The sequence below is a fragment of the Collinsella aerofaciens genome (assembly GCF_018785265.1).
Classification (GTDB): domain Bacteria; phylum Actinomycetota; class Coriobacteriia; order Coriobacteriales; family Coriobacteriaceae; genus Collinsella; species Collinsella aerofaciens_AI.
Map to the genome: position 1 here is coordinate 1 of NZ_WQPK01000004.1, position 19,529 is coordinate 19,529.

Consider the following 19,529-nt stretch of genomic DNA (forward strand, 5'->3'; position numbering starts at 1 on the left):
CGGCCTCGACGGCGCGTCCCTGGCCGGTGGTTCCGCCCTCGGAGGCCGAGGGGGTGTCCCAGCCCTGCCAGCCGATGCCACTTACATTGGCGTTAATTTGCACAGAGCCATCTTCAACGGGATTCAAGATGCTGACTTTAAGATCCTCCACTGATTTAGATTGCCCCGTTGTGCCAGCCGTAGATCCGTCGCGCTTACTGCTCATCCAGCCAATATTCGAGACATGCGCCTCATACTGAATATGCATCTTGCTGTCATCTACGTTCAGAAGAGAGCCGTTGAAGCAGTAGTTCATGTCACAGCGTCCGTTGACGCCCGGGACATTGCCACTGCTTGAATACTGCCAGAAACTGTAGCTGCCAGCATAATCGCAACGCCAATTATATTGAGCGACCCAATGGTCATAACCGCTCAACGACGGAGAATTCAGGTAGTTGTTAAGCCAGTTAAGGTTCGCATAGATACCCGACTTAAAGCCAACGGCCTCCATACGGTTGCAAAAAGCCTGCGCAATCTGGGTAAGCTTATCCTTGCTGAAATCCGGATCTTGCAAGATATAGCTATCCTCAAGATCATAATAAACGGGAAGCGACGGATGATGGCCGCCGAGCCAAGCAAGTGTCCTGTCGGCCTCTTTATTGGCATCCTCTACAGAACGGGCGTAGGAGTAGTAATACACGCCATAAGGAATGCCGAGGCGTTCACATTCAGCAGCGTTCCTTTCAAAAGAATCGTCAGGTTTTCCGTAAACCGGACCGACCTTGAGAATGGCAAAATCAATCCCCGCGGCCTTAACCTTATTCCAATCAACAGTTCCTTGATGATTGCTGACATCGATGCCGCGCGCAACAGCGCCATTGGGCAAAGGATCGTCAGTTAAAGACTGCGCATCGATGTCGCCATTGTCAGAATCGATAAGCACGCCGTTTTCGAAACGCCAAGAGTTCGGTTCCAAAGAGTCGGCTTCGCAGGAATTCATTTCAGTGGAATCATCGGTTGGGGCTTCACCGTTTGACTCGTCAACACGAGACTCTTCGATGCCAATTCCAGGCTGTTCGCCTGAATCAGAGTCTACACCCCCATCAGGACGAGCAGCATTTGCATCGTCACCATACCATTCGGTTACACCCTGAGAACCCGAGGCATCGTCCTGCGCTCCCTGAGAGCTTGCACCTTGAGATTCGTACTCGTTCGATGTTTGCGAGACCGACTGCGAAGCAGCGGCGGCCTGGACCGACAGCGCATACGCGCTGTAAGGCTGAATGATTTGCGACCAGCCCATCAATAGCGTACAAACCAAAGCAGCAGACGCTTTAAGACGTTTCATGCATATCCCCCGAGACAGTAACCACAGATAAAGAAACGAACACTAGCTATATTACCGCACTTCCATACAGGCATTTAAAGCTTAGGAAAGCACCAGTTAGCACACAGTCAAAAAGAGGCGCTCCTGCAACGGAGCGCCTCAACAGACTCTATGCGAAAGGCCTAGCGGCACCGATTACACGACCTGGAGCATTGACCGAGCGCTCGGTCACACCGATCCCAGGCCACGAATCAATGATTCGACCGTTTCCGATATAGATTCCAATATGGCCCTGGTAGTAGACCACATCTCCCCTCTGCATAGCAGAAGTGCTAACCGGCATAAACGTGTTGTTGCGATACCAATTCATGGAGTTGTAGGTTTGCTCGGGCAACCAACGATGGTTATACGGGTTATACCAACCCATATCCATGCCAGTCGCATACAGACATTGCAGCACTAAGCCCGAACAATCAACCGCATCCCCCGGCCAAGAAGACCAAGGCTCGATATAACGCGTCCCGATATATTCACGAGCACGCTGGACGAATGCGTTGATGCAATCCTGTCGCGAAGCGTTGTAAGGAATTCGAGAAGGCGTGACATACGTAAAGTAACCGGTGCAATACGAAGGAAGCTGCACGCTATTGCAACTAACCTTTGGATAAGATCCCGGGGTCTGATACCCCATATAACGATAGGTCTCAAAATACGAATCAGACGTAGAGCCTGGTGCGGAAGCGCCCTTGGGAACAATCTTTACCTGTAATGCCTGAACAGGAATGCCAAGCTTCGTGGTGCCCGCCGGTGATCCATTTTTGGTCCAGCCAAGCCATCCGTAATTTGACACGTGGACGCGATACCAGACATCAAAGTAATTCGAAACGTCACCAGTCAAATTAATCTTCACAGCTTGGATTTGTTGTCCCTGTCCAATGGTTCCCGCTGTGGCTCCATCTGAGACAGCAGATTGCCAGCCGATATTGGATACGTGGGCGGAATACGAAATGCCACCGTTCATGGAACTATCGGAAAGGGACAGTTGCATTGCCTCCATGGCACGGTTCTGCCCAACCGTTCCGGCAACACCGCCATTGCCAACAGACGCTTGCCAGCCAAGACCGGAGCAATTTGCCTTAGCGGATAGCCCAGGAAGCTGGATCAACGCAGCATGATCTTGAACGGGAGCGTCGGACGAACCCTTGGCAACCAACTTAATTTGAATTGCCTCGGCCTGCTTAGACAGCCCAACGGTGCCAGCTGCGGCGTCATTTTTAGCCCAACCAAGCCAACCATAATCCGCCGCATGAATACGGTAGTAAATATTGTATTTTGACGAGTCGTTACCAGTGAGCCTTAATTTAACCGCCTGAATTGCGAGGCCCTTGCCAACAGTGCCAGCATAGGAAGCACCCGAAACGTATGGCTGCCAACCGATATTCGCAACGTGTGCTGACACTTCAACGGAGGCATCGATGCCCTGCGTCGAAATATACAACGCCTGCAGAGAACGAGACATGCCCGTCTGGCCGGCAGTTTCGCCATTGCCAACGGGAGCCAACCAGCCCGCAGAAGCAACGTGCGCCTGGGATACAAGACCGATTCCCGACGTTTCGGTAAATGCATTACCGGTAGAACCAGGGGCAGGTTGACCCTTACGAACAAGTGCAACATCTATGCCGCACAAACCGGAAGAACCACCAGAAACGCCACATGCCTGACCATTTGACGTCCAGCCAGTCCAGCCATTACCGGAATCGCATACTCGATACCAGATGTCATAATTGGCAGCGAGTTGACCGCTCAACGACATTTTTATCGCTTTTATGGGTGCGCCGGATACCGCCTTGGCAGCGCCACCATCCGATGAAGAAGCGCCCCAGCCTGAATACCCATCCATAACGGAATAAGAAATAGACCCGTTATCAGTTTGACCGGCAACGCTCAGGGCAATAGAGTTCAGCAGTTTAGCACCCTTGCCTCCGATCGTGGCCTTTTGACCAGAAGAGGAGCCAAGACTCTCCCCAGAAACGGCCGATCCGGAAACCGCAACAGCATCTGGATCGCCGATAAAGACCTTGGCCGAGGAACCGGGCGCCGCTCCGCCTTTCTCCACGAGAACCACTTTGACCGCTTCGATAGCCCTGCCCTTACCGGCAGAACCAGCGGCAGCACCATTGCAGGCCCAATCGAGCCAGCCAATGCCTGACACATGAGCGCAATACCAGATGTCATATTTATCTGCCGCCTCGCCGGTCAAGCGAATCTGGACGGCCTCGAGGCGCTGAGACTTTCCGGTCGTGCCGCAGTGCCCCTTAGACCACTGCTGCCAGCCAACATTCGAGACATGACCACGAAGCTCAATAGAACCCGAGTGGCCATACCAGCCAAGCTGGGCTTCGAGGGCCTCCATGGGAAGGCCCCTGCCAGTTGTCCCAGCAACAGATCCGCCACCTACGGGAGACATCCAGCCAATATTCGATGTATGCGAACGGATGGCAATCGAAGCGGGATCATCGCTACGGTTCTTAAAAGGACGGGTAGTGTCGCCCGGGGCGGGGTCGCCCTTGGGCAGGACCGCGACCTGGACGGCCTGGACGGCGCGGCCGTAGCCCGCCGAGCCGGCGTCGGCGCCGTCGCACGCCCAGCCGAGCCACCCGAACTCGGCGGAGTGGACGCGGTACCAGACGGTGTAGCGGGCCGACAGGTCCGCGGACAGCCTGACCCTCAGGGCCTCGACGGCGCGGGACTGGCCGGTGGTGCCGGCGGTGCCGCCGTTGCCGACGGCGGCCTGCCAGCCGACGTTGGAGACGTGGGCCTCGACGGATATGGCGTCAGAGCCGAGGGGCTCGCCGGTCGAGGCGTCGGACAGGACGAGGCGCAGCGCCTCGAGGGGGAGCCCCCTGCCGGTCGTGCCGGCGGTCTCGCCGCCGGCGACGGCGCCCATCCAGCCGATATTGGAGACGTGGGCGGAATAAGACAGCGAGACGGCAGTGGCCCCATCGGACTGCGCGGCCTCCGCCTGGCCCCCGTCGGCCTGGGCGGTTTCGGCCTGGGCGGCCTCGTCCTGGGCGCCGGACTCCCCGCCGGCGGGCTGCGCCTCGCCGGGGAGCGGCTGCGTGTCCCCCGCCGCGGCGGGGGCGGCGTAGGCCGCGGGCCCGCACAGGGCCAGGGCGGCAGCGACCGCGAGGACGGCGGCGGCCCCGGAAACTCGTTTCATGGAGCGTTTCATGGAAAATCCCCCTAATCTAGCAACGGTTTAGAGTCTACTAGATTGGGGGGACGGGGGCCAAGCCCGCACAGTTAGCGTCGGCGTGACGTCCTTCGTCTACAGCACGGTTAAATGCATCGAACAAATGGGCTGCTTCCTCGGGACGCGAGGAAGCATCTAAAACAGTGTTGAGAATGTCTCCCGCATCACGTCCGTGTGTCTCCGTCGGAGGAACCGACGTGGTCTCGCCATCAAGAATGCAAATATTGTCACGAGGCACTGAAGCCACGACAACCGGCGAATGCGTGGTCACGACAAACTGCACGTTGGGGAAGATGCGAACGAGGTCCTCCAGAATTCGTGCCTGTCAACGAGGGTGCAAATGAAGGTCGATCTCGTCAATCATTACCACGCCCGGCGTCTTGAGCACACGATCCCCTAGTGCGGGGTTCAACATCGCCATGCGATATGCGATGTCCGCAAAAAGGCTCGACGTGCCACGATATCCGTCGCTCATAGAGTGAATCCTATCGCGATGGTAACTACCATCGGCAGTGCTTATATGTAAACACCAGCTGGCCGAGTTCGGCATCAAAATCGACCATCGCGTCCACGGTAGAAGCAGCGGCATCAAAACATGAGGCCGGTGCCTTTTTAACCGCAGAGAACAGTGCGCTGTCACGCCTATTCTGCTACTCCCAAATGGATTGAGATTTAAACCATGCATTCATACGTGCATCGTTCGAAGATGCCTGTAGGGCACCTTCGAACCCACGCGTCTTGTTGGGCAACGATTGGTCTTTAGGTTCAGTCCGCGTCCACAATCGATCGGTCCCATAACGAGCAAGAATGGGAAGGACAACCGTCTCGCCACTGCCGACATTTTTATTGCAGCCGATCGCTGACATCCATTACAGGCGCAGCGTCAGCAATAGTCGCGCAGCCCTTGGCAGTATTAGGCGAACGCAACTAAAACCGTTGCAAATGCAATTAGGTATAATTCTTCCAAATCGCCTAGAGAAAGTGTTTGAATGCTGACCGTAATCGTGCCTACTTACAATGCCGAGCCGTATCTTTCTCAGGCTATAGGCAGCCTATTAAACGAAAACAAAATCGAACTGGAAATCCTCGCCATCAACGACGGATCCACCGACAACTCGCTCGCCATTATGCAAGATTTCGCTGCGCGCGACTCACGCGTTCGAGTGATCGATAAGGCAAACCAGGGTTACGGCGCAACCTGCAATCTGGGCATTCGCGAGGCAATGGGCGACTGGATTGCCATCCTCGAGCCCGATGACTGGATCGAGCCCGGAATGTACTCCGACATGTTTGCCTTTGCCAAGCGCGAATTTGGCGGTCCGAACAAGCTCGATATTATTGAGACCCCGTATTGGATCATTCGCAACCCCGATACCCCCCAAGAGGTCAAACTACATTGCGCATATCGTGGTCGCATCAAACCGTCTCGGCAACCGTTCACCATTCACGACGCTCCACACCTGCTGGCCCATCATCCGTCCATTTGGTCGGCAATCTATCGTCGCGACTTCCTAATGCAAAACAATATCTGGTTTAAGGAAATCCCCGGTGCGGGCTGGGCCGACAATCCATTCCTTGTCGAAACGCTCTGTCAGGCAAAGGCGATCGCTTACTGGCCCAAGCCGTATTACTGCTACCGCGAGGAAACACCCGAAAAGGCAGCTGCTCTGGCAAAGCGTGACCCCTTGATGCCGTTTAATCGCTGGAACGACATGGTCGATATTCTTGAGCGGCTCAACGTCACCGACCCCGCCGTTTGGACACCCCAAATCACACGTGGCTTCACCTATATGGGCATCATGATTGAGCACACCGGAATTGATGGCCACCCCGAAATCGAGCGGGCGATCCACAGGATGTTCGAACGCATGCCGCAAGAGCTGGTATTTGCCAATCCTCGCATTACCCCTGCGGCCAAAAAGCTCTATGCCGAGTATATGGGCATCGCCAACCCTAAAATCAGCTACTGCGCATACGCCAAGGACCTCGTGGGCGAGGGCCTGTATAACGTATGGAACAAGGGGCCCAAGCAAACTCTAAAAATGATCACATCGCACTTTGGTTCATACAACGCACGCGCTGGAAAATAGTCTGATGGGCAGCAAAACAAGCAGAAACACCTCCATCGAAGCGCTGCGCTTGGTAGCGGTCGCTGGCATCGCGGTATTCCACACGTTTCAGTGGACCTTCCAGGCCGTCTGCATCAGCGTGCCGGAATATGCACCGCTCGCCGCCTTCCCCTATTCGGGACTGCTGGGGTTCATTAACTTGCTTGGCTGCTGGGCCAACGAGGTCTTCTTTATGATCTCGGGCTATTTTCTCATCGCTTCGGCCGCGCGTGCTTGGGACGGTGGAGCAACGTGGAAGTCGCAAATGCAACGGACGGCGCAGCGCCTTGGCAAGGTCATTATGCCCACTGCGTTTTATTGCCTCGTGGCGCTCGCGTGGTCCACGGTCGTCTCACCCATTCCTGATGTAGCCCTCAACACGCACAACTGGTATACCCTGGGACTCGAGTTCATTTGGGTCTATGCCGCCACGGTCTTCATGGCGCCATGGTTTGGACTAGCAAGGAGTCGACTCCCCCGGAAGAGCTACACGGCGACGGTCATCGCCGTTGGCATCCTCGCATTTGTTGTTAACGGGTATTTAGCCGCTATGAGTGCGACAAGCGCCGGCGAGTTTTCTTGGCTCCAAAAGTTCATGAGCGCCGTCACGTACGTAGTCGCGTTTTTGATCGGCGGACTGCTCCGCGACGTTACCGATGTCATGGATTCGGACAGGGTGGGCGCCTTGGGCATGCGCTCGCTCGTAACGGTTTTGGTGCTCACCATCATCCTGGAAGGAGCACTCTCCTTCACCGACAACCTCACAGCGATGACAATCCTCTCCTACAAATCGACCTCGCTGATCTCGTTTGCCCTCGCTGCCGCCTGCCTGCTCTTTGCGGCAACCCGACGCAGTGCCTCAGGCAATCCGCGGACTGCAGGTGTCATCGTCACCTTATCGACCGCCACGCTTGGTTTCTATGTGATGCAGTCACTCACCAGTAGCCTGTGGCGTCCCGTCTTCAATACGTTGCTCGCAAACATACTGGTCAGCCAAAACAGCCCGGTAGCTATATACATCGTCACGGGTACCGTCATTAGCATCGTCTTTGCTCTGGCACTTCTCATCATCGATGCAGCCAGAAGCTTTATCGCTCGCAAGCTCAAGCGGCAATAGACACGCTGCCGTCAGACGCTAAAGCCGCTACAGCCGTGGCAGGTTCCTGCGTTTTATTCAAAGCTTGCCGTCAAGGTGCGCCGAGCCTTTACAATAGGACAGTCCCAAGGACGTATTCGATAGCTTCCGTGCAGCGCATGCGCGCCGCGCGTGAAAGGATATATTGCCCCATGCCTTCAACCCTTCCCGCCCCCATCGACAAGCTCGCCATCGTCGTCGTTACGTACAAGCGCCAGGAACTCCTGGCCAACTTGTTCGACTCCATGACCGAGCTCACAGCAACGCCCTGGCGCATCGTGATTGTCGATAACGAAAATTCGCGCGAGACCGAGGCCATGTGCACCGCATTCAACGAGCGCCTGGCTAACCTGTGGGGCATCGACACCGAGCAGCCTGACGCGCAGGGCGGCACCGACCGTGTCATCTACGTCCCGCAGCTCGAAAACGGCGGCGGTGCGGGCGGCTTCTCCGCCGGTACTAAATGCGCCTACGACTTGGGGGCCCAGTGGTTCTGGGTCATGGACGACGACGTGCTCGTCATCCCCGAAGGCATCAAGCGTCTTGCCAAGTGGACCGACCGCTATGATGTCATCCAGGGTTCGCGCCTGGACTTTGACGGCGGCGCCTTCTTTTGGCAGTACCAACTCATCCTTTCGCTCGGCATTCCCAACCCCGTCGCCAAGTGGGACTTGGGTCCAGAGGGTTATCGCGCCATGAACCAGCTGTGCTTTGAGGGCGGCATGTTCTCGCGCCGCGTGGTCGACAAGATCGGCCTGCCCGATGCGCGCTTCTTTATCTACGGCGACGATGCCTGCTACGGCTACGTAGCCAGCCAACACTTCCCCGCCGCCGTTGTTGCCGACGTGGTTCTCAAGCGAGCCCGCGCCGTCTCTAACTGGGATATCGCCGGCAAGCGCCAGCTCAACTCTACGAGCGACACCAACCGCTACTACATCATGCGCAACCGAGGCTTCCTCGCTCGCTATATGCAGATCTACGGTGACTACCACCCCATGCTGTTCCGCCTGGGCAATGCCGCGACCTTCTGCAAGGAATTCATTCGCCTGGCTGCGGTCGATAAGTGCTTTAAGACCGGCATTCCGGCGCTGCGCCGCGGCATGAAGGACGCCCGCAAGATCATCAAGGATCCCAACTGGAAGCCCATGCCGCCCATGAAGGACGCGGAGTAGTAAAGGGCTTTCGCCATCCCCTATAACCGCTGGCACACCACGGACACGCGCTGCCCATCAAACCCAAACCCCCAGCGTATGCGGCCAACGCCGGGTCGCGGCACACGGATTTCGTCGATACCGTCGCGCTCTATGTCGAGCAGCGCCTGCACGGCCAGCAATTCCAGGCCCAGCGCATCCACACCGGGGTCATACATCATGTTGATCGTTACCAGCGGACGTTCATCGAGCATACCGATCGTATCGGCTATGTCAAACACAGCGCCCGTAGGAAAAACCTGGATGTCCCAGCGATCCGCGCCACACTTTCGCCTCGAAGCAGGATTGGCATAGCCCGGCAATCCAAAGCAGAGTCCTTGCAAGAGTAGGTGATATGGCAGCGGTGTATCTGGGTCGGTCGCACCGATTCCCGCATCTCCCAAGATGCGGCTTAGCGCCCGCCTCACGGTATCCTCGTTCCCATGGCACAGCCCGTCGCGAAACGCATCGACGTCTCGAATGTCTTCTGCAGCGCACTCAAACCACTCAATAATCACTAGACGCAAGGCCTGACGAAGCTCGTTATTGGGCAATCGCAAAGCACAGAGGCGATCGCCATACTCTGGCTCCTCAGTCATATCTGTCGTCAGGAAACCTGACAGATACAGCGCCGTCCACAAGCCATCATCAGGCGAGGCCCCTAGCCCCGCAGCGCCCAAACAAAGCGGGACCCCAACGCATCCATGGGCCTCGAGCAAATCAAACAAGACCGAAAGGCGGTCGAGATTCCAGTCACTAACTACCCTACTCAGGCAATCCGCATACCCATACAGATCGGCACGCACGGGCGCCGTGCAGCCTCGGTCCAGAAAACCGATCACACGCGCTGGACTCGAGCAATAGGCCCTACCAAACCGATATCCCTCGAGCCATTCACGCGCATCATCCAGGTATTCCTCGCGCCCAACATGATTCAACAGAGCCTGGACCTCGGCATCCGAAAAGCCGAAACAACGGTCACACCAGGTCGAAAGCGGCGCCGTCAGACAATACGAGCAGCCATGCAAAGAAAGCGCCGCTTCGGCAGGGCCGGGATACTCCCCCATCAAACACGTCAGCCGCAACGAATCGTGCGCAGTGGCAATGGCGTCGAACAGTACGCGATCGAATAGCCCTGCCGGATCGGCGTCGGAAGCGTCCCTCGCGCTCGCACGGCGAGACCACGCCGCATCGTACCCATCAACGAGCAATACAACCTGCTCATCGCAGGCAATCTCCAGCAGCTCTATGAGCACACCGAGCACCGAGTCAACCTCGTCCGCGCTCGCCACGCCACGCGCGACACGTTCGATGTGACGCACCTTATCTCGAGCTAAATCCGGAGCCTCCAAGAGCGCCAACAAGCGAGCGCACTCGCCCGAAAGGGCATCGCGCACGACGCCGGCAACAGCGGGGCCACGCCTCCCAGCGCCAGAAAAGTCCAGCGATATCACCGGATAGCAAGCATACTCATCCCGATAGCGCCCGCCGTTCGCATCCCAAATCTGAGCATCGGCAAACAAACGCTGACCAGAGCGACCGACCGCTGGACGCTCCAGAAAAGCCCTGAGCATCGACAAGTTCATGCTCTTGCCAAAACCCTCGGGTCGACAGCACACCACAACGGACGCGTCGCAGTCCAACACATCGGCAATAAACATGGTCTTGTCAACCAGCATGCAACGACCAATGGCATCGGCAAAATCATGCACACCGACCGGCAAAACCGCATCATCGACATGGTTGACAAGCCGTACGCCAAAAGTATCGTCACTGTTGCAATACTCCTGTTCAGACACCGTAACTTCTCCCTAAAACGCAGCACGAAGCCCATTGTAGCGAGCAGTTCAAGTGCAACGCTGGATCCGTGCAAAGGCATCGGGCAACGGTAGGAACAAAGGCCTTGAGGGGGCATAACAAATCGTTGTGCAACAAAATGGGGCCCGATGCAACTGCACCGGCCCCCATTGCGAATCTTTAGTTGTCGGGCAACCGAAAGGGACTACTCCTCGGAGTCGTTCTGCCCAGCAGCCTTCTTTTGCTGATCGAGCTTATGCTTGCCACTCACAATAGACGTGGCACCCAGCGTGGCCAAGCTTGCACTGGCAAGGCTCGCCATAACGATAAGGTCGCCCGTCTTGGGCATGTTACCGCCAGATGACTTGGTCGTTGTAGTCGTCGTGGTTGTAGTGGTCACCGTCTTGGAGCCATTTTGCTCTTGGACTTGGTTGTCAGCACCGCTCTTGTCGTCGTCTTCGGGCTGTTTCTTTTCGCCCTCGGTCTTGCTCTCGTCCTTCTTCTGACCGGACTTGTCGCCCTTCTCATCAGAGCTAGGACCCTTATCGGATTCAGCCTTCTCGGAAGCCTTGTCCTTGGAGTCGCCCTTTGCGGCTTCGGTCTTTTCCGTGGAAACCTGATCAGAGTTGTCCTTGTTCTGGGCCGAGCCGTTATTGACGCCAGCCATCAGCGAAGAACCCAGCGTAGAACCAAGCTGCTCGGAGAAAGAAGGCTTCTTGTCCGGCGAAGCAACGGGAGCGTCCGGCGCCTTATTCGAGTCGTCCTTGGAAGCATCGGAATCAGGGGTCGTGTCAGAGCCGGAGCCGTTGTTAGAGCCGGTGTCAACGGACGAATCGCTCGAGCCGGTAGATGAGTTAGAGGTGCCAGCGTCGGTCGAACCAGAAGCGTCGCTGTCCGTATTGCCGGCAGAGCTTGAAGGCGAATCGCTCGCAGCAGAGCCGTTCGAATCGGAGCCGTTCGAGGTAGAGCCGTCGTTGGTAGTGCCACCAGCAGAGCCATTACCGTCAGCATCGGTCGAGGGCGCATCCATCCTGTCATCGTTGGCATCGTCACTCGAGCCGTCATTCGAATCAGGTGTCGGCGAGGGCGCCGGCGCAGGCTCGGGCTGCACGGGCGTCGCAGCGGCAGCGGCCTCGTCCTCGGCGATATAAACCAAGCAGTCCTTCAGCTCGTTGCGGTAGCGGTTCTTCCAGCCCTCATGATACTGGGGCTGACTTGAAAACTTGGTGGCGACATTGTTGACCACGCTATTGGAGAGCGCCGTCGCAAACTCGCGGTCGGACATATCGTTGGAAAGATTCGCCCAGCGGAAGAAGTCTCTGCAGCCACCGGTACCGCACATGTTGGTGATGCTCCACACCATACCCTTGACGCAATCGGCGCGGCCGGAGATGTCAATGCCAAGAGCGCTCTTAAGCCACGCCTCGGTCACCGCATAGTACGAGTTGTACGCATACGCATCCTGCAGAGCCGAAAACTCAGCAGGATCGGTGTTATAAGCACCCTGGAAGGCCTCCTGTGCAATACGGCCCAACTCGGTGAGCTGGTCGTTCTCGTACATGGCATTGCTCGCGTTGGAAATCTCGCTGCCGCGATCAATCGCATCCTTGAGCATGCTGTATTTTTCGGGGCTGTAGTTGTAGACCTGCTTCATAAACGGAATGAGCGACCAACGGCGGTCGAACTGGTAATAGCCCAGCGCGTTGTAGCCGTCACCATACGAAAAGCCCTGGTTGTAGTTACCATGGCTCTCGTACTTGGTAAAGTACTTCATCTCGGTAGTCACGTTGACAAACGAAACGCCCTGGACCGACCTCAGCACGCCCGAGAAGGACTGCTGGGTGTAGAGACCCTTATCGATATCGGTGGCATCCGAGGCAACGCCTGGCGTGGGCTCCTCGGCAGCGGCGGGTGCCGGCGCGGAAACGGCGCCAAACGAAAGCGCCAGCGTCAGACCCGCGACAATAGCAGAATGCTTGGGCTGCATAAGATCCTCCCTGCATTGGTGTAGTTAAAGTGCAGTTTGCAAAGATAGAATCAGTATTGCAGCTCGTCCGTTGTTGCACAACAACCCCTCGGTAAACGGCAACAACCTTCCGCGAAATCTTAAGGAATTAAACAAACTGGTCGTCGGGCGCCATCAGAAGCTCGCCATATCGCTCCATCAGCCCGTCCCTCAACTGACAGAAAGCGGGGATATAGACGTTCAAGATGCGCTGAATCAAATCTTGAGCGAGCTTGTTGTCGTAGATATGGACGTTCGTATTGCGGTCTCTGAGCATGTCTAGCCAGGCCGCCTCATCAATAAAGTCGTAGAATCGGTACGACTCCTTCAAGATGGCACGAGGAGACCCCGACGCGGCAAGCGTGGCGCCCTCATACTCGAGCAGACGCTTAAGGAGCTTCCAGCTCAGTTCAAATTGAAGATTGAACTTATTAATTAATCCACTCTGAACAAAATCATTGTTGAGATCCTGATTGGGCGCATCCTCAAGATTCGCCAAGGCGCTAACAAAGTTCTCATATTTTTTCATACAGAATCACACCATCCCTGGCAATCTCATCGAGCAATTGCTGCGATAGGGACTCGTCGAGATTGACGACATCTACATCTAAAAGAGTATCAAGATGTTCCTCGATCAAATATGAGAAACGGCCGAAATCCCGGCAACCTGCTACGGCGATGTCAATATCGCTCTTGGGCAAGTTGTCGCCTCGAGCACGAGAACCAAACAACACGACCTTCTCGGCGTCACATTCCAGAGCAAAAACTTCGATTTGCTTGTACACCTTGTCGAGAGATGTCATTTGCAGCCCTTACAGCTTAATGTCAAAGTTGATCTCGGGAACGGCGGCTAGGTCGGCCAACGTCACGCCGTCGACGTATTTTTCGATCACGTCGTCCAGACCGCACCAGAACTTGACGGTCGAGCACAAATCGCTGCGGGTGCAGCTGTTGTCGATGCCGTCGCACGCCACGGGCGCCGTGCTGCCCTCGACGGCGCGCAGGATGTCACCCGCACGTACCTCGGAGGGATCCTTGGCCATCATGTAGCCGCCGCCCTTGCCGCGCACGCTCTTAAGCAGGCCAGCCTTCATAAGCGGACGAACCAGCTGCTCCAAATACTTTTGCGAGATATGCTCGCGGTCGGCAACCTCGCGCAGGGCAATCTTGCCCTCGGCGTCGCCGAGCGCCGCGATATAGATCATCAGCCGGAGGGCATAGCGGCCCTTGGAAGAAATGAGCATACCTACCCTCCCATCGTTGCTGGGACAAAATACCAGGAGTGTTTGTCCCAAATCTTATGCACGCGGGGCAAACAAACCTGATTATTATGTCCCACATCTAAAAAGTCGAGTGGATTAGTCGGGTTTTCCCTTGACTAACGCCGAACCCATAGTAACTTTATTCCGAGAAGATTCCTAGGGTTTAGTACACCTATGAGTACACCATATACAGAGAGGGACAGCATGAGCGCAAATCCGCTGCTTTCCATCGAAGGTCTGACCGCCTCCGTGGACGAGAAGACCATCCTCCACAACGTCAACCTCAACGTCGCCGCCGGCGAGACCCACGTGCTGATGGGACCCAACGGCGCCGGCAAGTCCACCCTCGGCCACCTGGTCATGGGCGACCCCGTCTACACGGTCAACGACGGCCGCATCGTCTTTGACGGCCAGGACATCACCGAGCTCACCACCGACAAGCGTTCGCGCGCCGGCCTGTTCCTGAGCTTCCAGGCCCCGGTTGAGATTCCGGGCGTGCCACTGTCGAGCTTTTTGCGCGCCAGCATCGCCGGCCGCCCCGGCCTGGAGATGAAGGGCAAGGAGTTCCGCCGCCGCGTGAAGGAGCTCGCGGCCGAGCTCAACATGGATACCGCCTACCTCAACCGCGAGCTGGGCGTGGGTTTCTCGGGCGGCGAGAAAAAGAAGGTCGAGATGCTCCAGCTTCTGCTGCTGCAGCCCAAGCTCGCCATCCTGGACGAGACTGACTCCGGCCTGGACGTCGACGCCCTTTCCACCGTCAGTCATGGCATGGACGCCTACCGCAAGAGCTGCGACGGCTCCATGCTCATCATCACGCACAACACGCGCATCCTGGAGCACCTGGATGTCGACCGCGTCCACGTTATGGTCAAGGGCCACATCGTGCGCGAGGACGACGCCTCGCTGATCCCCTGGATCGACAAGAACGGCTTTGAGACCTTCGAGCGCGAGGCCGCCGAGCAGCGCGCCCAGGCCGAGGCCGCCGCTGCCGAGCAGCAGGCGTAAAGGGGCGACGCAATGACCAAGAACCGCACCGAGGTCGCGGACATCGACCGCAGCCTCTACGACTTCACCTATGGCGAGGAGGGATTTGAGCGCCTCGACGCCGGCATCACGCCCGACATCGTGCGCGAGATCAGCGCCAAGAAGGACGAGCCGCAGTGGATGCTCGACCTGCGCTTAAAGTCCCTCGAGATCTTTAATCGTTTTCCCGACCCGACGTGGGGCCCCTCCATCGAGGGCCTGGACATGGATAACATCGTCACCTATGTCAAGCCCAACACCGACCAAAAGCACGACTGGGAGTCGGTGCCCGACGACATCAAGAGCACCTTTGAGCGCCTGGGCATCCCCGAGGCCGAGCGCAGCTATCTGGCAGGCGTCGGCGCGCAGTACGACTCCGAGCTCGTCTACCACAACATGCAGGACACGGCGTCTAAGATGGGCATCGTCTACTCCGGCATCGAGGAGGCCCTGCACGACCCGCAGTGGGAACCGCTCATCCACGAGAAGTTTATGACGCTCATCCCGCCCACCGACCACAAGTTTGCGGCCCTGCACGGCGCCGTATGGTCGGGCGGCTCGTTTGTCTACGTGCCCAAGGGCACCAAGCTCGACTTCCCGCTGCAGAGTTACTTCCGTCTTAACGCCAAGGGCGCCGGCCAGTTTGAGCACACGCTCATCATCGTCGAGGACGATGCCGACCTGCACTTCATTGAGGGTTGCTCCGCGCCCAAGTACAACGTGGCCAACCTCCACGCCGGCGCCGTCGAGCTCTTTGTGGGCAAGCGTGCGCACCTGCGCTACTCTACCATCGAGAATTGGTCCAAGAACATGTACAACCTCAACACCAAGCGTGCGCGCGTGGACGAGGACGGCGACATCGAGTGGATCAGCGGCTCCTTCGGTAGCCACGTGGGCTACCTCTACCCCATGAGCGTGCTCAGCGGACGCCGCGCCCGCTCGAGCTTTACCGGCATTACCTTTGCCGGCGCCGGCCAGAACCTGGATACCGGCTGCAAGGTCGTGCTCAACGCGCCCGATACTTCGGCAACCGTCGAGACCAAGGGCATCTCCAAGAGCGGCGGCATCCAGACCTTCCGCAGCTCCATCGTGGCCACGCCCAAGGCCGAGGGTTCCAAGGCAACCGTGAGCTGCCAGTCGCTCATGCTCGACGACCAGAGCCGCTCCGACACCATCCCCGCCATGGACATCCGCGCCAAGAATGTCGACATCGGCCACGAGGCCACCATCGGCCGTATCGGCGACGATAAGGTGTTCTACCTGATGAGCCGCGGTATCTCGGAGGAAGAAGCCCGTACCATGATCGTCAACGGCTTTGCCAACCCGGTCTCCAAGGAGCTACCGCTGGAGTACGCCGTCGAGATGAACAACCTGATCAAGCTCGAGATGGAAGGAGCGATCGGATAATGAAACAGACCACGAACACCGCTGCTACCACCCTTGAGCAGGTCAATGCGATGCCGGCTGCCACATGGGGCTGGCTGAAGATGAACCAGACCAAGCTCGAGCTCTCTGACGAGCTTGCCGCCGCTCCCGCCGAGACCGTTAAGGTTGAGGGCTTGGACGAGCAATTTGCTGGCGTGGCAGACGCGTTCGACGCCGCCATAGACGCCATGGCCGAGCGCTTCCCCGAGCGCCGCGCCTCCGCGCCCGGCGATGCCGCCGACCGCGCCCGCATCACGCCCGAGACCGAGCTCGACGTGCCCGCCACCTCCGTCTACCAGGCCGGTGCCATTAAGCTGGAGGAGGAGCTCTCCCCCGCTGAGGCCTTCGAGACTGGCATGGGCGAGGCTGCCTACACCTACCTGGCCGACCACGCCACCAAGCGCGTCGTCATCGATGTGCCCGCATACAAGCACGCCACGGTTACCGTGCGTGTGAGCGGTGTCGATGCCGCCGCGGCCATCGCCGCCATCGACGTCGTCGTCCGTCCCCAGTCGACGCTCGACCTGCAGATCGCCCTGGACTCCCCCGTTGCCGGCGAGGGCGTCGTGGGATCCGTGCTGCGCGTGTGCGCCCACGAGTACGCCACCGTCAACGTGGCCTGCACGCAGACGCTCGACGATAGCTGGATCGCACTCGACGATACCGGCCTGTTCCTGGACGAGGGCGCGCGCGTCAACGTGCAACACACCGTCCTGGGTGCCGGCGCCAGCGCCACCGGCCTTGCCGGCGACCTGCTGGGCGATACCGCCAAGGTCACCATCGATACTGACTACCTTGGCGCCCGTGAGCAGGTGCGCGACTTTAACTACGAGCTGCGCCACCGCGGTCGCAAGACCGAGTGCGAGATCGACGCCAACGGCGTGCTGACCGGCACGTCCAAGAAGGTCTACCGTGGCACCATCGACCTCGTGCACGGCTGCAAGGGTGCAACCGGCACCGAGCGCGAGACGGTGCTTTTGGCCAACAAGGGCGTCGACAACAAGACCATTCCCGTCATTCTCTGCGACGAGGACGACGTCGCCGGCAACCACGGCGCCACCATCGGTCACGTCCGCGACGAGCAGCTGTTCTACCTCGCCTGCCGCGGTCTTGACCAAAACGCCGCCGAGGACCTGTTCATCCGCGCCAAGCTGGAGGACGCCGCGCTTTCCGCCACCGACGAGCGCACCCGCGCCGGCATCGTCCGCCTGGGCAACAACCTGATCGACAACTTTGAAGAGGAGCTCGCATGATCGACACCGAGCACGTTAAATGCGACACCTGTACCGCACCGGAGCCTATGGAGCTCGACGCCAGCGACGAGGCCTCGCGCGGCTGGCCTACCGTCGACATCGAGACCAATCCCTACAAGGCGCAATTCCCGCTTTTCCAGCAGCACCCCGAGATCGCCTTCCTCGATAGCGCCGCCACCGCGCAGCGCCCCGCCTGCGTGCTTGACGCCGAACGCGACTTCTACCAGCGCATGAACGCCAACCCCCTGCGCGGCCTGTACTCGCTGTCCGTCGAGGCAACCGACGCCATCGCGAAGGTCCGCCAGCAGATCGCCGACCTCATCGGCGCCTCACAGGCCAACGAGGTCGTCTTCACCCGCAACACGAGCGAGTCGCTCAACCTGGTCGCCAAGAGCTTTGCGCCCACAGTGCTCAAACCGGGCGACGAGGTCGTCATCACCATCATGGAGCACCACTCCAACCTGATTCCGTGGCAGCAGGTCTGCCGCGAGACCGGCGCCAAGCTCGTCTACCTCTACCCCACCAAGACCGGCCAGCTCACCACCGAGGAGGTTCTTGCCAAGGTGGGTCCCAAGACCAAAATTCTGGCCGTGGGTCAGGTTTCTAACGTGCTGGGCGTCGAGAACCCGGTCAAGAACCTCGGCAAACTCGTGCACAAGTACGGCGGCTACCTGGTCGTCGACGGTGCGCAGTCGCTGCCGCACATGCCGGTCGATGTGGCCGACCTGGGCGCCGACTTCTTTGCCTTTAGCGCGCACAAGGCCATGGGCCCCATGGGCATCGGCGTGCTGTGGGGCAAGATGGACCTGCTCAACGCCATGCCGCCCATGCTCACCGGCGGCGAGATGATCGATTCGGTCACCGAGCAGGACGCCGTCTGGGCGCCCGTCCCCGAGAAGTTCGAGGCCGGCACGCAGGACGCCGCCGGCATATTCGCCACGGGTGCGGCACTCGACTACCTCGTCAACACGGTTGGCTACGAAAACATCCAGGCACGCGAGCAGGCACTCGTCCACTACCTGATGGGCGAACTCATGCAGCTCGACTTTGTCCAGATCATCGGCTCCATCTACTGGGACAACCATCACGGCGTCGTCAGCTTTAACGTCAAGGGTATCCACCCGCACGACGTCGCGAGCATCATGGACATGGACGGCGTGTGCATCCGTGCCGGTCACCACTGCGCGCAGCCGCTGCTTACCTGGCTGGGCGTCGAGAACCTCGCCTGCTGCCGCGCCAGCGTGGCCTTCTACAACGACAAGGCCGACATCGATAAGTTCATCGCCGGCCTGCATCACGTTTGGAGCACGTTCAATGGGTAATCTGTACACCTCCACCACGTTTATGGAGCACAACTCGCACCCCGACTACAAGTACGAGATGGATGCCCCCACGCACGAGCACGACGGCATCAACCCCAGCTGTGGCGACGAGCTCACCTTGCAGCTGCGCGTCGAGAACGGTGTGATCGAGGAGGCCTCCTTTACCGGTCATGGCTGCGCCATCAGCCAGGCCAGCGCCGACATCATGGCCGACCTCATCACCGGCGAGACCGTCGAGGAAGCTCACCGCCTGGCAGAGCTCTTCCTCGCCATGATCCGCGGCGAGCAGCTCTCCGAGGAAGATCTGGAAGACCTGGACGAAGCCGCCCAGCTCCAGGACATCTCGCACATGCCCGCCCGCGTCAAATGCGCCGAGCTCGCCTGGCGCACCCTCGACGGCATGCTCACGGGACAAAATAATCAGTAGTATTTGTCCCAAATCTTAAGAAT

At 58.4% G+C, this 19,529-nt stretch carries 16 protein-coding genes; 8 read left to right on the plus strand and 8 right to left on the minus strand.

Annotated features, from left to right (window positions below):
• From GPK42_RS00595 to GPK42_RS00605, 3 genes are all read right to left on the minus strand, one after another.
• Positions 1-1,327 (minus strand): GH25 family lysozyme (locus GPK42_RS00595; protein WP_275950415.1); only part of this gene is annotated, 1,327 nt, incomplete at its 3' end.
• Between the two features lie 148 nt (positions 1,328-1,475).
• Positions 1,476-4,538 carry an NlpC/P60 family protein gene (locus GPK42_RS00600; protein WP_215692796.1) on the minus strand — a complete coding sequence of 1,021 codons (3,063 nt, stop codon included), beginning with the start codon at positions 4,536-4,538 and terminating at the stop codon, positions 1,476-1,478.
• Positions 4,539-4,884: 346 nt separating this feature from the next.
• Positions 4,885-5,034 (minus strand): hypothetical protein, encoded by a 150-nt coding sequence (locus GPK42_RS00605; protein ID WP_195535193.1) that lies wholly within the window; start codon positions 5,032-5,034, stop codon positions 4,885-4,887.
• 514 nt (positions 5,035-5,548) lie between these two features.
• On the opposite strand from GPK42_RS00605, the gene GPK42_RS00610 reads away from it, so the two are divergent.
• The 3 genes from GPK42_RS00610 (at position 5,549) to GPK42_RS00620 (ending at position 8,974) form a co-directional block, all read left to right on the plus strand.
• A complete protein-coding gene (locus GPK42_RS00610) occupies positions 5,549-6,649 on the plus strand; it encodes a glycosyltransferase family 2 protein (protein ID WP_118405878.1) in 1,101 nt (366 codons plus the stop codon).
• 4 nt (positions 6,650-6,653) lie between these two features.
• Positions 6,654-7,784: an acyltransferase family protein gene (locus GPK42_RS00615; protein WP_215692798.1), complete on the plus strand. Its 1,131-nt coding sequence runs from the start codon at positions 6,654-6,656 to the stop codon at positions 7,782-7,784.
• A 170-nt stretch (positions 7,785-7,954) separates the two neighbouring features.
• Complete coding sequence (locus GPK42_RS00620) at positions 7,955-8,974, plus strand: glycosyltransferase (protein WP_195361697.1); 1,020 nt, start codon at positions 7,955-7,957, stop codon at positions 8,972-8,974.
• A gap of 20 nt (positions 8,975-8,994) precedes the next feature.
• Here the strand turns inward: GPK42_RS00620 and GPK42_RS00625 are convergent, their stop codons facing one another.
• The 5 genes from GPK42_RS00625 to GPK42_RS00645 all read right to left on the minus strand — a co-directional run bounded on the left by GPK42_RS00625 (position 8,995) and on the right by GPK42_RS00645 (position 14,038).
• Complete coding sequence (locus GPK42_RS00625) at positions 8,995-10,791, minus strand: AAA family ATPase (RefSeq protein WP_215692800.1); 1,797 nt, start codon at positions 10,789-10,791, stop codon at positions 8,995-8,997.
• A 203-nt stretch (positions 10,792-10,994) separates the two neighbouring features.
• The gene (locus GPK42_RS00630; protein WP_215692801.1) at positions 10,995-12,776 is read right to left on the minus strand and encodes a VgrG-related protein; all 1,782 of its coding nucleotides are present in this window, start codon (positions 12,774-12,776) and stop codon (positions 10,995-10,997) included.
• A 127-nt stretch (positions 12,777-12,903) separates the two neighbouring features.
• Complete coding sequence (locus GPK42_RS00635) at positions 12,904-13,323, minus strand: HI0074 family nucleotidyltransferase substrate-binding subunit (RefSeq protein WP_055286557.1); 420 nt, start codon at positions 13,321-13,323, stop codon at positions 12,904-12,906.
• Positions 13,310-13,597, minus strand: coding sequence for a nucleotidyltransferase family protein (locus GPK42_RS00640; protein WP_195544756.1), 288 nt, complete (start codon positions 13,595-13,597; stop codon positions 13,310-13,312). Before GPK42_RS00640 ends, GPK42_RS00635 begins: the two co-directional genes overlap by 14 nt.
• Positions 13,598-13,606: 9 nt before the next feature.
• Positions 13,607-14,038: an RrF2 family transcriptional regulator gene (locus tag GPK42_RS00645; RefSeq protein WP_215692803.1), complete on the minus strand. Its 432-nt coding sequence runs from the start codon at positions 14,036-14,038 to the stop codon at positions 13,607-13,609.
• A 222-nt stretch (positions 14,039-14,260) separates the two neighbouring features.
• Here GPK42_RS00645 and sufC point away from each other — a divergent pair, with 222 nt between their 5' ends.
• From sufC to sufU, 5 genes are read left to right on the plus strand one after another with little or no spacing between them, the layout of a single operon-like run.
• Positions 14,261-15,061 carry a Fe-S cluster assembly ATPase SufC gene (gene sufC / locus GPK42_RS00650; RefSeq protein ID WP_006235561.1) on the plus strand — a complete coding sequence of 267 codons (801 nt, stop codon included), beginning with the start codon at positions 14,261-14,263 and terminating at the stop codon, positions 15,059-15,061.
• Between the two features lie 12 nt (positions 15,062-15,073).
• Positions 15,074-16,486 carry a Fe-S cluster assembly protein SufB gene (gene sufB / locus GPK42_RS00655; protein ID WP_138112781.1) on the plus strand — a complete coding sequence of 471 codons (1,413 nt, stop codon included), beginning with the start codon at positions 15,074-15,076 and terminating at the stop codon, positions 16,484-16,486.
• Complete coding sequence (locus tag GPK42_RS00660; RefSeq protein WP_215692805.1) at positions 16,486-17,757, plus strand: SufB/SufD family protein; 1,272 nt, start codon at positions 16,486-16,488, stop codon at positions 17,755-17,757. The genes sufB and GPK42_RS00660 overlap by 1 nt, the downstream gene beginning before the upstream one ends.
• Positions 17,754-19,079: an aminotransferase class V-fold PLP-dependent enzyme gene (locus GPK42_RS00665; RefSeq protein WP_215673611.1), complete on the plus strand. Its 1,326-nt coding sequence runs from the start codon at positions 17,754-17,756 to the stop codon at positions 19,077-19,079. Before GPK42_RS00660 ends, GPK42_RS00665 begins: the two co-directional genes overlap by 4 nt.
• Positions 19,072-19,506, plus strand: coding sequence for a Fe-S cluster assembly sulfur transfer protein SufU (gene sufU / locus GPK42_RS00670; protein ID WP_138340649.1), 435 nt, complete (start codon positions 19,072-19,074; stop codon positions 19,504-19,506). Before GPK42_RS00665 ends, sufU begins: the two co-directional genes overlap by 8 nt.
• Positions 19,507-19,529 lie beyond the last annotated feature (23 nt).

What these genes read in the sequence shown, in the direction of transcription:
- GPK42_RS00600 (WP_215692796.1), bottom strand. Translation starts at nt 4,538, where the DNA reads ATGAAACGCTCCATGAAACGAGTTTCCGGGGCCGCCGCCGTCCTCGCG.
- GPK42_RS00605 (WP_195535193.1), bottom strand. Translation starts at nt 5,034, where the DNA reads ATGAGCGACGGATATCGTGGCACGTCGAGCCTTTTTGCGGACATCGCA.
- GPK42_RS00610 (WP_118405878.1), top strand. Translation starts at nt 5,549, where the DNA reads ATGCTGACCGTAATCGTGCCTACTTACAATGCCGAGCCGTATCTTTCT.
- GPK42_RS00615 (WP_215692798.1), top strand. Translation starts at nt 6,654, where the DNA reads ATGGGCAGCAAAACAAGCAGAAACACCTCCATCGAAGCGCTGCGCTTG.
- GPK42_RS00620 (WP_195361697.1), top strand. Translation starts at nt 7,955, where the DNA reads ATGCCTTCAACCCTTCCCGCCCCCATCGACAAGCTCGCCATCGTCGTC.
- GPK42_RS00630 (WP_215692801.1), bottom strand. Translation starts at nt 12,776, where the DNA reads ATGCAGCCCAAGCATTCTGCTATTGTCGCGGGTCTGACGCTGGCGCTT.
- GPK42_RS00635 (WP_055286557.1), bottom strand. Translation starts at nt 13,323, where the DNA reads ATGAAAAAATATGAGAACTTTGTTAGCGCCTTGGCGAATCTTGAGGAT.
- GPK42_RS00640 (WP_195544756.1), bottom strand. Translation starts at nt 13,597, where the DNA reads ATGACATCTCTCGACAAGGTGTACAAGCAAATCGAAGTTTTTGCTCTG.
- GPK42_RS00645 (WP_215692803.1), bottom strand. Translation starts at nt 14,038, where the DNA reads ATGCTCATTTCTTCCAAGGGCCGCTATGCCCTCCGGCTGATGATCTAT.
- sufC (WP_006235561.1), top strand. Translation starts at nt 14,261, where the DNA reads ATGAGCGCAAATCCGCTGCTTTCCATCGAAGGTCTGACCGCCTCCGTG.
- sufB (WP_138112781.1), top strand. Translation starts at nt 15,074, where the DNA reads ATGACCAAGAACCGCACCGAGGTCGCGGACATCGACCGCAGCCTCTAC.
- GPK42_RS00660 (WP_215692805.1), top strand. Translation starts at nt 16,486, where the DNA reads ATGAAACAGACCACGAACACCGCTGCTACCACCCTTGAGCAGGTCAAT.
- GPK42_RS00665 (WP_215673611.1), top strand. Translation starts at nt 17,754, where the DNA reads ATGATCGACACCGAGCACGTTAAATGCGACACCTGTACCGCACCGGAG.
- sufU (WP_138340649.1), top strand. Translation starts at nt 19,072, where the DNA reads ATGGGTAATCTGTACACCTCCACCACGTTTATGGAGCACAACTCGCAC.